Origin of the sequence: Devosia riboflavina (assembly GCF_000743575.1) — a bacterium.
GTDB lineage: Bacteria > Pseudomonadota > Alphaproteobacteria > Rhizobiales > Devosiaceae > Devosia > Devosia riboflavina.
The window spans coordinates 15792-29382 of sequence record NZ_JQGC01000037.1 but is presented as its reverse complement, the minus strand read 5'-3'; the positions used below and the strand labels follow the sequence as shown (position 1 = coordinate 29382).

At 61.8% G+C, this 13591-nt stretch carries 16 protein-coding genes; 12 read left to right on the top strand and 4 right to left on the bottom strand.

All coding sequences use genetic code 11. The features are described 5' to 3' along the window. Window positions 1–1045: exodeoxyribonuclease VII large subunit (gene xseA, locus JP75_RS24170; protein ID WP_035087637.1), on the bottom strand; the 1045-nt coding region annotated here is incomplete at its 3' end. A gap of 49 nt (window positions 1046–1094) precedes the next feature. After that, a complete protein-coding gene (locus JP75_RS24165) occupies window positions 1095–1982 on the bottom strand; it encodes a LysR family transcriptional regulator (RefSeq protein WP_035087635.1) in 888 nt (295 codons plus the stop codon). Between the two features lie 150 nt (window positions 1983–2132). Between JP75_RS24165 and JP75_RS24160 the strand changes: the two genes are divergently transcribed. Continuing rightward, window positions 2133–2396: a YjiS-like domain-containing protein gene (locus JP75_RS24160; protein WP_035087633.1), complete on the top strand. Its 264-nt coding sequence runs from the start codon at window positions 2133–2135 to the stop codon at window positions 2394–2396. A gap of 267 nt (window positions 2397–2663) precedes the next feature. Here JP75_RS24160 and JP75_RS24155 read toward each other — a convergent pair whose 3' ends face one another. Then, complete coding sequence (locus tag JP75_RS24155) at window positions 2664–2909, bottom strand: PilZ domain-containing protein (protein ID WP_035087631.1); 246 nt, start codon at window positions 2907–2909, stop codon at window positions 2664–2666. A 13-nt stretch (window positions 2910–2922) separates the two neighbouring features. Continuing rightward, window positions 2923–3426 carry an invasion associated locus B family protein gene (locus tag JP75_RS24150; RefSeq protein ID WP_035087629.1) on the bottom strand — a complete coding sequence of 168 codons (504 nt, stop codon included), beginning with the start codon at window positions 3424–3426 and terminating at the stop codon, window positions 2923–2925. Window positions 3427–3749: 323 nt separating this feature from the next. On the opposite strand from JP75_RS24150, the gene coxB reads away from it, so the two are divergent. The 11 genes from coxB to JP75_RS24095 all read left to right on the top strand — a co-directional run bounded on the left by coxB (window position 3750) and on the right by JP75_RS24095 (window position 13570). Next, window positions 3750–4679 (top strand): cytochrome c oxidase subunit II, encoded by a 930-nt coding sequence (gene coxB / locus JP75_RS24145; protein WP_051961335.1) that lies wholly within the window; start codon window positions 3750–3752, stop codon window positions 4677–4679. 20 nt (window positions 4680–4699) lie between these two features. Next, window positions 4700–6397 (top strand): cytochrome c oxidase subunit I, encoded by a 1698-nt coding sequence (gene ctaD, locus JP75_RS24140; RefSeq protein WP_035087627.1) that lies wholly within the window; start codon window positions 4700–4702, stop codon window positions 6395–6397. A gap of 88 nt (window positions 6398–6485) precedes the next feature. Next, the gene (locus tag JP75_RS24135; protein WP_051961339.1) at window positions 6486–7394 is read left to right on the top strand and encodes a heme o synthase; all 909 of its coding nucleotides are present in this window, start codon (window positions 6486–6488) and stop codon (window positions 7392–7394) included. Next, window positions 7391–7573: a hypothetical protein gene (locus JP75_RS24130; RefSeq protein ID WP_035087624.1), complete on the top strand. Its 183-nt coding sequence runs from the start codon at window positions 7391–7393 to the stop codon at window positions 7571–7573. The genes JP75_RS24135 and JP75_RS24130 overlap by 4 nt, the downstream gene beginning before the upstream one ends. Beyond that, window positions 7573–8133, top strand: coding sequence for a cytochrome c oxidase assembly protein (locus JP75_RS24125; RefSeq protein WP_035087622.1), 561 nt, complete (start codon window positions 7573–7575; stop codon window positions 8131–8133). Before JP75_RS24130 ends, JP75_RS24125 begins: the two co-directional genes overlap by 1 nt. 2 nt (window positions 8134–8135) lie before the next feature. Then, window positions 8136–8969, top strand: coding sequence for a cytochrome c oxidase subunit 3 (locus tag JP75_RS24120; protein WP_035087620.1), 834 nt, complete (start codon window positions 8136–8138; stop codon window positions 8967–8969). A gap of 64 nt (window positions 8970–9033) precedes the next feature. Beyond that, on the top strand, window positions 9034–9387 hold the full coding sequence (locus JP75_RS24115; RefSeq protein ID WP_035087618.1) for a DUF983 domain-containing protein: 354 nt from the start codon (window positions 9034–9036) through the stop codon (window positions 9385–9387). Further along, on the top strand, window positions 9384–10151 hold the full coding sequence (locus JP75_RS24110) for an SURF1 family protein (RefSeq protein ID WP_051961333.1): 768 nt from the start codon (window positions 9384–9386) through the stop codon (window positions 10149–10151). The genes JP75_RS24115 and JP75_RS24110 overlap by 4 nt, the downstream gene beginning before the upstream one ends. A 79-nt stretch (window positions 10152–10230) precedes the next feature. Then, window positions 10231–11625 carry a threonine synthase gene (thrC, locus tag JP75_RS24105; protein ID WP_035087616.1) on the top strand — a complete coding sequence of 465 codons (1395 nt, stop codon included), beginning with the start codon at window positions 10231–10233 and terminating at the stop codon, window positions 11623–11625. Between the two features lie 64 nt (window positions 11626–11689). Continuing rightward, window positions 11690–12952 carry a M16 family metallopeptidase gene (locus tag JP75_RS24100; RefSeq protein ID WP_035087614.1) on the top strand — a complete coding sequence of 421 codons (1263 nt, stop codon included), beginning with the start codon at window positions 11690–11692 and terminating at the stop codon, window positions 12950–12952. A 3-nt stretch (window positions 12953–12955) separates the two neighbouring features. Further along, a complete protein-coding gene (locus JP75_RS24095; protein WP_051961331.1) occupies window positions 12956–13570 on the top strand; it encodes a GNAT family N-acetyltransferase in 615 nt (204 codons plus the stop codon). The last annotated feature ends 21 nt before the right edge of the window (window positions 13571–13591 follow it).

Genomic DNA, 13591 nt, shown 5'->3' with positions numbered 1-13591 from the left:
GGCGGGAGAAGGCCAGACGCCGATCTTGCACGAAATGGCGGAGGCCACCCGCGAGCCGGGTTCCTGCCATATCGAGGGTCTGACGCTGCGTTGCGATGAGGTCGGCCGGTCGCGGCAGGCCGGCGCTGACGGCGCGCAGGCGGTCCTTCAGGCTCGCAAGACTGCGGCGAGCGGCCTGGCGCTGGCGGCTGCCCTGATCGTCGACATAAGCGATGAGTTCGGCGCGGACGGGGACAGCCGCTTCGGCCGCGGCGGTAGGCGTCGGCGCGCGCATGTCCGAGGCATAGTCGATCAGTGTCGTATCGGTTTCGTGGCCCACAGCCGAGATGACCGGAATATCCGAGGCGGCGACGGCACGAACGACGGCTTCTTCGTTAAAGCCCCAAAGGTCTTCGATGGAGCCGCCGCCGCGCGCGACGATCAAAATGTCGGGACGCGGAATGGGGCCATTGGGGAGAAGGGCATTAAAGCCTTCGATAGCGCCAACGACTTCGGGGGCGCAGGTTTCGCCCTGCACGCGCACCGGCCAGACGAGAACGTGACTCGGGAAACGATCGTCGAGGCGATGAAGGATGTCGCGGATGACCGCGCCGGTGGGCGAGGTGATGACGCCGATGACCCTCGGCAAATAGGGCAGGGGGCGCTTCCGCTCACGGGCAAAGAGCCCTTCGGCTAGGAGTTTCTTGCGGCGCTCTTCGAGGAGAGCCATGAGCGCGCCGGCGCCGGCCGGTTCGATCTGCTCGATGACGATCTGGTATTTCGACGAGCGCGGAAAGGTTGTCAGGCGCCCGGTGGCGATGACTTCCAATCCTTCTTCGGGCTTGAAGGCGAGGCGGCCAAAACTGCCCTTCCAGATGACGGCGTCGATCGAGGCGGCATCGTCCTTGAGGGTGAAATAGGCGTGGCCGGAGGAGTGCTGGCCGCGAAAGCCCGAGATTTCGCCGCGCACGCGGACGTGGCCGAACTCATCTTCGACCGTTCGCTTTACCGCCTGGGCGATTTCGGAAACGGTAAATTCGGCAGCATTGGTCAGGACTTCTGGCATGGTGACTTGGTGCGGGAAATGCCGCGCCGGGTCAAGGGGCGGAGGGGGGTTACTCCGCCGCTTCCGCTTGGTGCGGATGTTCCAGATTGCCCATGGACTGCACGATGTGATTGGCGAGCGCATCATAGATGCCGCCATAGGCGTGACTGGCGCGCATCAGGGCCATCTGTGCATCGGGGAGATGGGGCAGGCCGTGTTCGTCGGAGACGACGCGCATGCCCGGCTGCAGGGCGCTTTCGGGCAGGAAGCCGATGGCGAGATCGGAGAGCACCGCCGAGGAAATGGCTGTTGCATTGGATGAGGTATAGGCGATGCGATAGTCGGTGCCGGTGCGGTCGAGTGCATCCATCGCATCCTTGCGCCAGATGCAATATTGCGGCCCGCAGGCGATGGCGACCGGTTCGCTGGCGAGCGCCCGTCCGCCATGGCTCGCGACCCAGAACATCTTTTCGGTACGAAACAGCTCACCAAAGTTCTGCTCGGTACCCTGGGTGAAGACGATGAGATCGTAGCGGCCGGCGCGCATGCCTTCGAGAAGGTGCTCCGAGGCCATGCAGGAGACGTCGACGACGATTTTGGGATGGGTGCGCTGGAAGCTCGAGAGGATTACGGGCAGCAAGCGCACGGCATAGTCGTCCGGCACGCCGAAGCGGATCGAGCCGGCAAGGTCGCCATCGGAGAAATGGTCGAGGATCTCGGCATTTGTGCGCAGCATTTTGCGCGCGCGCTCATAAAGCACTTCGCCATGGTGCGTGAGCGTGACGGTGCGACCATCGCGCGAGAGCAAGGCATGCCCCAGTCGCTCTTCGAGGCGCTTGATCTGCATGGAGACGGCAGATTGTGTCTTGTTCACGCGGCGGGCGGCCTCGGTGAAGCTGCCGCAATCGGCAATGGCACAAAAGCTCTGCAACTGGTCGAGATCGAGCGGAGCGGCCATGGCGGATCTCCCATCACTCATTTTGATTGAATGGATGAAATCTATTTGTTGGACGAATGGAAGTCCAGCGGGTTATCTCATCATCATCGCCGTAAAAGGCGCCCTTCCAGCCGACCTCCCTTCGGCAAAACAACATTTTCGGAGATTGAAATGGCTCTCTCGCTGCCCGGCGAGCGGTCAGTTGCGGCCGCCACGCCGACTACCCCCTTGCGCGCATTTTTTGCCTTTGTCGCCAAGGTGAATGCTGATCGTCAACGCCGGACCGTGCTCAAGAGCCTGCTCGAGCTCGACAGTGATCGCCTGCGCGATCTTGGCCTCTCCCATGCAGATATTCACGACGCCATGACCGCGCAGAGTTCGCGCGCCTCCACCATGGTGCTCAACACCGCCCGAGCCCGCCAGGCTCTGCGTTAAAGCATTCGTCCACGCCCCGGCGTGGACGTCTCTCTTGGACCGAACACGATGTGCTCGTTCCATCTCCCGGGCCAGTTTTGCCGCTGGTCCCGTTTCCTGAAAACTCAACCGGGCTTGTGCTTGCACTCGCCCGGTTTTTTTCATTTTGGGGATTTGGGTGTCGTTCCTGCACCAGCCGTCACCGCCGGGCTTGTCCCGGTGGTCCATGCCGAGGCGAGATGGGTTGCCGGGGCAAGCCCGGCAATGACGAAGAAGGGAAGCGTTGCGCTACAGGAACCGGACGCCGAGTTCGGTCTCGGTGTGCCAGATCGTTTCGCAATCGAAATTGCGGCCATCGGCCATGGAGAGCCGAAACCGGTGCGGCAGGCCGATAATGCTCGTTACCACGAGTTTAGCGCCCTCTTCGGAGAGGTTCCGCACCGTGCAATCGAAAGTCGAATGCCCGTCATTGGTCACGATTCGTCCGCCCTTGAGCGTGCGATTGCGGTGATATTTCCGGCGATCGTCTTCCATACTCTGTCCTGGGTCAGGGCAGGGCGGCAAAGCCTTCGGAGAACCCGTCCAGCGAAACCGGGATGCCAACGCCTTCTTCCGGCGTCTTGAAGACGACGAAGATCGCGCTCGTGCCCTTGGAGAGAACGTCGATCAGGCCATCGTCAAGCTCGACTTCGGCAACGCAGCCATTGGGCAGGCAGCGCACGAAGGCGACGCGGCCCATATCGGTGCCGTCGACATTGAGGCCGAGGCCGTTTGGCAGCAAGACGCCGAGCGGGGCGAGCACGCGCAAAAGGCGGGCTTCACGATCGGCAGTGCGCAGCACGATGACCGAGAGGCCGACATTGGGCTGGTCTTCGGCCATGACGTTCTGAATGATGGCGCATTGTTCGGAGCTGGCGCCGGGCGGTGTGTCGCAGCTCATCTGCCAGTCGCCATATTCACCACGCACGGTGCCCTGGGCCATGGCAGGGGTGGCGCCGGCAAGGGCGGCGACAGTCAGGGCCAGGCCGATCAGCCGCTTCGAAAATTCCATCACTCTTGTTCGTCTCCAGCCGAATTCGGGGCGCGGGGCGTTCGGACCTGTTTGAGTTATCCTTAAAGCCCTGTCAACCAAAGGGCGCGCTGCCGGCGATCTGGCAGCGAAACTGCGGCGCGCTTGAGGCAAAGGCTTCCGATTTTGTCCAGTTTTAAACAGTCGGAAGTGTGCGAAGCCGCGATAGACTCGGTCCCAGCAATGTGATTTAGGTCAAATCCGAGTTTTGCGCTCCGAGGTTGAGTCGGGGCGGCGTGAGCTATGCCGCTGTTTTCCACTCTCTTTCTTGGTGTGCGCCACCAGAATTGGTTAACAGGGGGTTTATGGTGACCGGTCAGTTCGTGAGGAAGTTGGGTGCCGCCGCGACGGCCATGCTGGCGCTGATGCCCGCTTTCGCTTCCGCCCAGGAAATCGGTAAGGGCCATCCGGAGCCGGGCCAGTTCCACCTGCAGCAATCGGTTACGCCGATCATGGATTCCATCGTGGCCTTCCACGATGGTCCGCTGATGTGGACGATCACGCTCATCGTGCTCTTCGTTCTTGCACTGCTTATCGTCATCGTGCTGCGCTTTAACGCCAAGGCCAATCCGGTGCCGGCGCGCTTCACGCATAATACGCTGATCGAAGTGATCTGGACGGTCCTGCCGATCGTCGTTCTGATCATCATCGCCATCCCGTCCTTCGGCGTCTTGTCCGACCAGCTCACCGTGCCCGATGGCGAGCGCAAGTTCCTCGGCGCCAATATTTTCTCGTTCGGCGAAGTCGAGGTCCCGGCCGCTTCTCTCACCATCAAGGCCTCGGGTGAGCAGTGGTACTGGAACTATGAATATGTCGACGAAGGCGTCGCCTTTGACTCGAACATCCTTGGCTCCGCGGTGGACAGCTACCACCAGACGATCAAGCCGAACCAGCCGCGCCTCCTGGCTGTCGACAATGAACTGATCGTGCCGGTCGATACCACCGTGCGCATGCAGGTGACCTCGAGCCCCTCGGGTGTCATTCACGCCTTCGCCGTTCCGTCCTTCGGCATCAAGATCGACGCCGTGCCGGGGCGCCTCAATGAAACCTGGTTCAACTCGCGCGAAACCGGCCTCTTCTATGGCCAGTGCTCGGAACTGTGCGGCAAGGACCATGCCTTCATGCCGATCGCCGTGCGCGTCGTCACCGCCGAAGAATATCAAGCCTTCATCACGGCCTTCAAGGAAAGCCGTGACTATGCCAGCGCCGTCGCCGTGCTGCCGGCTATTCAGTAATAGGGTCAGGGGAGACCATAATGTCAGAAGCAGCACACCTCGAGGCCCATGCCACCGGGCATGACCACGCCGCGCACGACCACCACACACCCACGGGTTGGCGTCGCTGGGTCCTGTCGACCAATCACAAGGACATCGGGATCATGTATCTCGTGTTCTCGATCGTTGCCGGTATCGTCGGCGGCCTGCTCTCGGGCTTCATGCGCATGGAGCTGCAGGAGCCGGGCATCCAGATTTTCCATGGTCTCGCCTCCATGGTCTATGGCATCTCCGACCCCTCCGGCTCGATCGACGCCGGCAAGCAGATGTTCAACGTCTTCACCACGGCTCATGCCCTGATCATGGTGTTCTTCATGGTCATGCCGGCGACCATGGGTGGCTTTGCCAATTATTTCGCCCCGCTCATGGTTGGTGCGCCCGATACCGCTTTCCCGCGTATCAACAACATCGCGTTCTGGCTGCTGCCGGTGGCATTCATCCTCTTGCTGATGAGCCTCTTCTTTGAAGGCGCTTCGGGCACGACCGGTTTTGGCGGTGGCTGGACCGTTTATCCGCCGCTCTCGACCGTGGGCCACCCGGGCCCTGCCATGGATTTTGCGATCCTCTCCCTGCACGTTGCCGGCGTGAGTTCGATCCTTGGCGCGATCAACCTGATCACCACCATCCTCAACATGCGCGCCCCGGGCATGACCATCCACAAGATGCCGCTCTTTGCCTGGTCGGTGCTTGTGACGGCCTTCCTGCTGCTGCTCGCCCTGCCGGTTCTGGCTGGCGCCATCACCATGCTGCTCACGGATCGCAATTTCGGCACGACCTTCTTCGCGCCCGAAGGCGGCGGTGACCCGGTTCTGTTCCAGCACCTGTTCTGGTTCTTCGGCCACCCTGAAGTCTACATCATGATCCTGCCGGGCTTCGGCATCGTGTCGCACATCGTGTCGACCTTCAGCCGCAAGCCGATCTTCGGTTACATGGCCATGGCCTATGCAATGGTCGCGATCGGCTTCGTCGGTTTCGTCGTGTGGGCCCACCACATGTACACGACGGGTATGAGCCTCGACGTGCAGCGCTATTTCGTTGCCGCCACCATGGTTATTGCCGTGCCGACCGGCGTGAAGATTTTCTCCTGGATCGCCACCATGTGGGGCGGCTCCATCACCTTCCGCCTGCCGATGCTCTGGGCCATCGGCTTCATCTTCCTGTTCACCGTTGGTGGTGTGACCGGTGTGGTGCTCGCCAATGCCGGTGCGGACCGTGCCCTGCACGACACCTATTATGTCGTGGCGCACTTCCACTACGTGCTTTCGCTCGGCGCCGTGTTCTCGATCTTCGCTGGCTGGTACTACTGGTACCCCAAGATGTTCGGCTACATGTACAACGAGCTCCTGGGCAAGCTGCACTTCTGGACCATGTTCGTCGGCGTGAACCTGATCTTCTTCCCGCAGCACTTCCTTGGCCTTGCCGGCATGCCGCGTCGCTACATCGACTATCCGGATGCCTTTACGCTCTGGAACCGCGTGTCGTCGATCGGCTACTATGTGACCTTCGTCGCCATGTTGATCTTCTTCTACGCGACCTGGGAAGCTAGTCGTAAGAAGCGTCCGGCCGGTGACAATCCGTGGGGCGATGGCGCAACGACGCTGGAGTGGACGCTGAGCTCCCCGCCGCCGTTCCACCAGTTCTCGACCCTGCCCAAGATCGACTCGACCAACGCGCACTAAGTCGCGGCGACAAAGCGGGCGGATCGCGCTATGTGCGGTCCGCGCAAGAAGGAAAAATCCAGTGGCCTATATCGACGACAGCAAGGGGATGCCTGCTCTGGCAGGCGAGGCGCGGGTGGAAGACTACCTCGCGCTTCTGAAACCCCGTGTGATGTCGCTGGTGGTGTTCACCGCGCTTGTCGGCATGCTGGTTGCCCCCGGTGGCATCAATCCGGTCATTGGCCTTATCGCTATTGTCTGCATCGCCATTGGCGGCGGCGCCTCGGGCGCGCTCAACATGTGGTACGATGCCGATATCGACGCCATCATGAGCCGCACCCAGAACCGGCCCATTCCGGCTGGTCGGATTACATCGGGTGAGGCGCTGAGCTTCGGCCTGATCCTCTCCGGCTTTTCGGTGGCCCTGCTCGGCCTTGCCACCAATTGGGTGGCTGGCGGGCTGCTTGCTTTCACAATCTTCTTCTATGCCGTGATCTACACGATCTGGCTCAAGCGCTCGACGCCGCAGAACATCGTCATTGGTGGCGCAGCTGGCGCTTTCCCCACCATGATCGGCTGGGCCGCCGTGACGGGGACGATCACCTGGGAAAGCCTCGCGCTCTTCCTCATCGTCTTCCTCTGGACCCCGCCGCATTTCTGGGCGCTGGCGCTCTATAAGCAGGGCGACTATGCCGCGGCCGGCATTCCGATGATGCCCAACGTTGCCGGCGAAGCCTCCACCAAGCGCCAGATTTTCGTCTATTCGGTCATTCTCGCTGTCTCGGCCTTCCTGCCGGTCTATCTCGGCACCGGTGGCTGGATTTACGGCGCCGTCGCCGCCATTACCGGCATCAGCTTCGTCTATCTTGCCGTGCGCCTCCTGCGCGCGCCGACCAATGTCGACATGCGCAAGGCCGCGCGTCGCCTCTTCACCTATTCGCTGAGCTATCTCTTCGTGCTGTTCCTCGGCCTTCTTACCGACAGCTTCATTGCGCGCCTCGGAGGGTTCTGGTCATGACCGATAACAATCAGGCGCTTGAGACAATGACTGCCGAAGCCAAGGCCGCCGAAACGCTGAAGCGCGTTCGCCGCCGCCGCTCCATCGCGCTGGCTGGGGCCCTCGCGCTCTTTGCGCTGACCTTTTACGTGCTGACCATCGTCAAGATGGGCCCGGCTTTGTTCGATCGGGGGCTCTGATGACGCTCGCGGTTGAAACCAATGCCAAGGCTGAGAAGCGTAATCGCCGGCTCGGCCTGACGCTGATGGGCGTTGCAGCCGGTATGGTGGGTCTGGCTTTCGCGTCCGTGCCGCTCTACCAACTCTTCTGCCAGGTGACCGGCTTTGGCGGCACCACGCAGATTGCCGAGGCCAATCCGAAGGGCGTCATCGCCCGCGAGATGAAGGTGCGGTTCGACGTCAATGTCGATCACGCCCTCGACTGGACCGTGAAGCCGGCCGCCTCGATCACCGACCAGATCGGTCGGGTCGATACGGTCAACTACATCGCGACCAACAATACCGACAAGCCGCTCACCGGGCAGGCGATCTTCAACGTCGTGCCCGAAAAGGCCGGCGTCTATTTCAACAAGATCGAGTGCTTCTGCTTTACCGAGCAGACCTTGCAGCCGGGCGAAACGGTGGAAATGCCGATCGTGTTCTTCGTCGATCCCGATATCGACGAGAACCACGAGCTGAAAACAATCAAAGAGATTACGCTCTCTTACACATTCTACGCTTCAGACAATGAGGGAAGCTGAACATGGCCGCCATTGAAAAGAACCATGACTACCACATGGTAGAGCCGTCACCCTGGCCGTTTGTAATGTCGGCCGCGGTGCTCGTGATGATGGTGGGCGCCGTCTTCTTCATGAAGCAGTGGACCCCCTGGCTGTTCTTCATCGGCCTTGCCGGCGTGATCTACACCTTCTACGCCTGGTGGGCGGACGTGGTGAAGGAAGCCAATGACGGCGTCAGCCACACCCCGGTCGTGCAGATGCACCACCGCTACGGCATGATCCTGTTCATCGCCTCGGAAGTGATGTTCTTCGTCGCCTGGTTCTGGGCCTATTTCGACGGCTTCTTCCGCTTCGACGACGTCGAACAGTATGCTCGCGTCGCCTTTACCGGCGGTCACTGGCCCCCGGCCGGCATCGAGCTTTTCGACCCGTTCCACCTGCCGCTGTTCAACACCCTGATCCTGCTTACCTCGGGCACGACCGTGACCTGGGCGCACCATGCGCTCCTCGAAAACGATCGCCAGGGCCTGCGCTGGGGTCTGGCGCTGACCGTGGCGCTCGGCGTGCTGTTCTCCTACGTGCAGTTCCTCGAATACACCCATGCCGGCTTCTCGTTCTCGGGCAACCTCTATGGTGCCACCTTCTTCATGGCGACGGGCTTCCATGGCTTCCACGTCATCATCGGTACCATCTTCCTCCTGGTCTGCCTGATCCGTGCCGAGCGCGGTGATTTCACCCCGCAGCGTCACCTGGGCTTCGAATTTGCCGCCTGGTACTGGCACTTCGTCGACGTGGTCTGGCTCTTCCTCTTTGCCTCGATCTATGTCTGGGGTAGCTGGGGTGTGGCCACGCATTAATGTCTGAGGGCAAAATCACGGGGGCGCGGCTTGGCTGCGCCCCCTTTCGTTTCCGCGGAATTCCATGAGCCAGCCCAACCCCGTTCTCACCGGCCTCCTTTGCCGCTGCCCGCGTTGCGGCAAAGGAAAGCTGTTTTCCGGCTATCTCAGGCTCGCGCCCTCTTGCGAGACATGCGGGCTCGATCTCAAATTCGCCGATAGCGGCGATGGCCCGGCGGTTTTCGTCATCTTTCTCGTTGCGCCGCTGGTCATCTTGCTGGCCCTCATCACCGGGGCCCTGGTGTCCATTCCGCCCTGGATGCATCTGGTTCTCTGGATCCCGACGACGCTGCTGCTGTCCCTGGCGCTGCTGCCGCCCTTCAAGGGCGTGCTGGTCAATCTCCAATATCGCCACGACGCCCATGAGGGACACCAATGAACCCTTTTGCGCGTCTTCGCATCAGCGACTGGATTTTTGCCGTCCTCATGCTGGCGCTGGCGGCGGTATGCGTGTTTCTTGGCTCCTGGCAGATGCAGCGGCTTGCCGAGAAGGAAGCGTTGATCGCTGCCGTCGATGCGCGCCTCGGCGCAGCGCCGATCCCTGTTCCGACGCCGGAAAGCTGGGGCACGCTCCAGACCGAGGATCTCGTCTATCAGCCTGTCGAACTGACCGGTGCTTATCGTTACACCCAGACCGCGACCGTCTTCACCAGTCTTTCCGATCCGAAGGGGCAATACTCGGGGCCGGGCTATTGGGTGATGACCCCGTTCGAACTGCAGGGCGGCGGCACCGTTTTCGTCAATCGTGGCTTCGTGCCGCAGCAATATCAGGAGACCGCCGCACTTGGCGATCTCCATGGCGAAGACCCCGGCATGGTGACGATATCAGGCGTATTGCGCACGCCGGAAGCGCCCGGTTTCATGACCCCGGAAGCCGATATGTCCAACCGGATCGAGTGGGTTCGCGATCCCGCGCGTCTCGCAAAGATGACCGATCCGGCCCTCGCGCCGATCGCGCCCTTCTATGTCGATCTGCCGGCCGGCCCTGCCGGCGAGCTACCCCAAGCGGGTGAGACGGTGGTGAGCTTTCCCAATAATCACTTCGGCTACGCGCTGACCTGGTACGGCTTTGCCGTGGTCGCCGTGGTCATGCTCGGCTTCTGGCTCACCCGGCAGGCAAGACGACCGGCAGGCGGTCCCTGACGCCACGCCGAGGCAAAACCTTGCGGTCAGCCGCCGCATTCACTAGGTTGCAACAATTCTAGAAGGGCCTTCCCCTCCGATGCAGTTTGTTTCGACGCGCGGCCAGGCGCCAGCGCTTGGCTTCTCCGATGCGGTCCTCGCGGGCTTGGCCTCCGATGGCGGCCTCTATGTTCCGCAAGTCTGGCCCGAGCTCAGCCCCGACGAAATCGCCGCCTTTGCCGGCAAGGCCTATGCCGACGTCGCCTATGCTGTTATTTCGCGCTTCACCGGCGACGAAATCCCGGCTGCCAAGCTGCGCGCCATCATCGACGGCGCCTATCAGAGCTTTCGCCATCCTTCGGTGACCCCGCTCGTCGAGATCGAGAGCAATCACTTCGTGCTCGAACTTTTTCATGGCCCGACGCTCGCCTTCAAGGACGTGGCGATGCAGTTCCTGAGCCGCATCATGGACCATGTGCTCACCGAACGTGGCCTGCGTGCGACGATTGTCGGCGCGACCTCGGGCGATACCGGTTCGGCGGCCATCGAGGCTTTCCGCGGCCGCGACACCACGGACATCTTTATCCTGCACCCGCTCGGGCGCACCTCGGAAGTGCAGCGCCGGCAGATGACGACGGTGCTCGATGCCAATGTCCACAACATCGCGCTCGAAGGCACGTTCGACGATTGCCAGGACGCGGTGAAGGCCATGTTCAACAATCATGCCTTCCGCGATTCCGTGCGTCTTTCCGGCGTCAATTCGATCAACTGGGGCCGTATCGTTGCCCAGATCGTCTATTATTTCGTCGCCGCGGTGTCGCTCGGCGCGCCGCACCGCAAGGTCAGCTTCACCGTTCCGACTGGCAACTTTGGTGACATCTTTGCCGGCTATTGCGCCAAGCGCATGGGCCTGCCGATCGAGAAGCTTGTCATCGCCACCAATGCCAACGATATCCTGCGCCGTACGCTCGATACCGGCCGCTATGAAATGACCGGCGTGGCGCCGACCATCAGCCCGTCGATGGATATCCAGATTTCTTCCAATTTCGAGCGCCTGCTGTTCGAAAGCGCCGGTCGCGATGCGGCTGCCGTATCCCGCATGATGGCTGCGCTGAAGCAGTCGCGCGGCTTCGACCTGCCGGAAAATTCCATCGCGGCCATTCGCGCCGAATTTGCCGCCGGCACCTCGGGCGAGGAGGCGACGAGTTCAACCATTGCCGAGACCTGGGCCAAGTCGGCTTATCTGCTCGATCCGCATACGGCGGTCGGCGTCAGCGTCGCGCGCAATCTCTCGCGTGGGCCCGAGCCTATGATTACGCTGGCGACGGCGCATCCTGCAAAATTCCCTTCTGCCGTTAAGGCGGCGTCCGGGATCGAGCCGGCTTTGCCGAGCTGGCTCGGCGATCTCTACCAGCGGCCCGAACGGGTCAACGTGTTGGCCAATGACCAGCGCGTCCTGGAAAACTTCATCGGGTCGCGCACCCGCGCGGCCTGAAGACGACAAAGGGCCTGGGCGGACAGGGGAAACAACACCCCGCCGCCGGTTCAGGAGGACGAGTGTGACGGTACAAACGACGACTCTCGAGAACGGCATGGTGGTGCTGACCGATGACATGCCGCATCTGGAGAGTGCCTCCATCGGCGTCTGGGTAAAGGCCGGTGCGCGGTCCGAGCGCAAGGCCGAGCACGGCATTTCCCACCTTCTCGAGCACATGGCCTTCAAGGGCACCAAGACGCGCACGGCGCTGGAAATCGCCGAAGCCATCGAAAATGTCGGCGGCGATCTCAACGCGGCGACCTCTATCGAGCATACCGGCTACTTTGCCCGCGTGCTCAAGGACGACGTGGTTCTTGCAGCCGACATTCTCTCCGACATCCTGCAGAATTCGACCTTCGACGAAGGCGAGATGACGCGCGAAAAGCAGGTCATTGTGCAGGAGATCGGCGCGGCGCGGGACAATCCCGACGACCACGTCTTCGATCTCTTTCAGCAGGCCGCTTACCCGACCCAGCCTATTGGCCGCACTATTCTGGGTACTGTTGATTCGGTTCGCGCCTTCTCGCCTGAAATGGTGGGCAAATACATGCGCCGAAACTACGTGGGCGACCACATGGTCATGGCCGCGGCCGGTAATGTCGATCACGATGGCCTGGTTCAGGTTGCGCGGGAACGCTTTGCCGATCTTGCCCCGAGCGGGGCTCCGGCACCCCAGCGGGCTGAGTATCAGGGCGGTCAGGAGCGGCTGGTCTCGGATCATGAGCAGGCCCATATTGTCCTCGGCTTTGAGGGGCGCGCTTATAATTCCGACGGCTTTTATGCTGCGCAGGTGCTGGCTTCGGTGCTGGGCGGCGGCATGAGCTCGCGGCTCTTCCAGGAAGTGCGCGAAAAGCGCGGCCTCTGCTATTCGGTCTATGCCTTCCACTGGGCTTTTGCCGATAGCGGCGTCTTCGGTGTTGCCGCGGCGACGGGCGAGGACGAGGTTTCCGAACTCGTGCCAGTGGTGCTCGACGAGCTTTTGCGCGCCGCCGATACCATTACTGACGAAGAAGTGACCCGCGTGCGCAACCAGATTCGCGCTGGGCTCCTGATGTCGCTCGAAAGCCCCTCGGCTCGCGCCGGCCAATTGGCGCGCCAGCAGATTCTCTGGGGCCGTCCCATTCCCATGGCCGAGACGGTGGAGCGCATCAACCGCATCACCGCGCAGCGCGTGCGTGATGTTGCCGAGCAGATTTTCGCCAATTCCAAGCCGACCCTGGCCGGTATCGGCCCGATCAGCCGGCTGGCCGATGTCGAAAGCATCGGCGAGACGCTGCAGCGCTAAACCATGCTCTGGCCCTGGTCGTCGCCAGAACAGTTGATCCACCTGCGCGGGCGCCGCATCTCCTTGCGCCTGCCGCAGATGCGTGATTACCCCGCCTGGTATCAACTGCGCCGCCAGAGCCATGAATTTCTGAAACCCTTCGAACCGCGCTGGACCGAGGCGGATCTGGGGCGTCGCGTCTTCTCCATGCGCGTCCGCCGCGCCCGGCAGGAGGCTGAACAGGGTACGGACTATACCTTCTTCGTGTTCCTCAATGACGGGACGGAAACGCTGGTGGGCGGCATTACGCTCTCCAATATCCGCCGCCGGGCCGCGCAATTCGTCAATCTCGGCTATTGGATGGGCCAGCCCTATGCCGGGCAGGGGCTGATGACAGAGGCTGTGGAAATGGTGCTGCGCTTCATTTTCGAGACCCTGGACCTGCACCGTGCCCATGCCGCCTTTCTGCCGCACAACATGGCTTCGCGCCGTGTGCTCGAAAAAAATGGCTTCATCGAAGAAGGTTTTGCCGAGCGCTATCTGCAGATCGATGGGCGCTGGGAAGACCATGTGCTCATGGGCCTGACGCGCGAGCGCTGGGACAGTTTGCGCCTTGGCCGGCACAATCGGGTGGCCTGAAAGGGTTTTGCTTGCGGCACG

Coding starts and splice junctions, on each gene's coding strand:
- JP75_RS24165 (WP_035087635.1), bottom strand. CDS start 1,982: ATGGCCGCTCCGCTCGATCTCGACCAGTTGCAGAGCTTTTGTGCCATT.
- JP75_RS24160 (WP_035087633.1), top strand. CDS start 2,133: ATGGCTCTCTCGCTGCCCGGCGAGCGGTCAGTTGCGGCCGCCACGCCG.
- JP75_RS24155 (WP_035087631.1), bottom strand. CDS start 2,909: ATGGAAGACGATCGCCGGAAATATCACCGCAATCGCACGCTCAAGGGC.
- JP75_RS24150 (WP_035087629.1), bottom strand. CDS start 3,426: ATGGAATTTTCGAAGCGGCTGATCGGCCTGGCCCTGACTGTCGCCGCC.
- coxB (WP_051961335.1), top strand. CDS start 3,750: ATGGTGACCGGTCAGTTCGTGAGGAAGTTGGGTGCCGCCGCGACGGCC.
- ctaD (WP_035087627.1), top strand. CDS start 4,700: ATGTCAGAAGCAGCACACCTCGAGGCCCATGCCACCGGGCATGACCAC.
- JP75_RS24135 (WP_051961339.1), top strand. CDS start 6,486: ATGCCTGCTCTGGCAGGCGAGGCGCGGGTGGAAGACTACCTCGCGCTT.
- JP75_RS24130 (WP_035087624.1), top strand. CDS start 7,391: ATGACCGATAACAATCAGGCGCTTGAGACAATGACTGCCGAAGCCAAG.
- JP75_RS24125 (WP_035087622.1), top strand. CDS start 7,573: ATGACGCTCGCGGTTGAAACCAATGCCAAGGCTGAGAAGCGTAATCGC.
- JP75_RS24120 (WP_035087620.1), top strand. CDS start 8,136: ATGGCCGCCATTGAAAAGAACCATGACTACCACATGGTAGAGCCGTCA.
- JP75_RS24115 (WP_035087618.1), top strand. CDS start 9,034: ATGAGCCAGCCCAACCCCGTTCTCACCGGCCTCCTTTGCCGCTGCCCG.
- JP75_RS24110 (WP_051961333.1), top strand. CDS start 9,384: ATGAACCCTTTTGCGCGTCTTCGCATCAGCGACTGGATTTTTGCCGTC.
- thrC (WP_035087616.1), top strand. CDS start 10,231: ATGCAGTTTGTTTCGACGCGCGGCCAGGCGCCAGCGCTTGGCTTCTCC.
- JP75_RS24095 (WP_051961331.1), top strand. CDS start 12,956: ATGCTCTGGCCCTGGTCGTCGCCAGAACAGTTGATCCACCTGCGCGGG.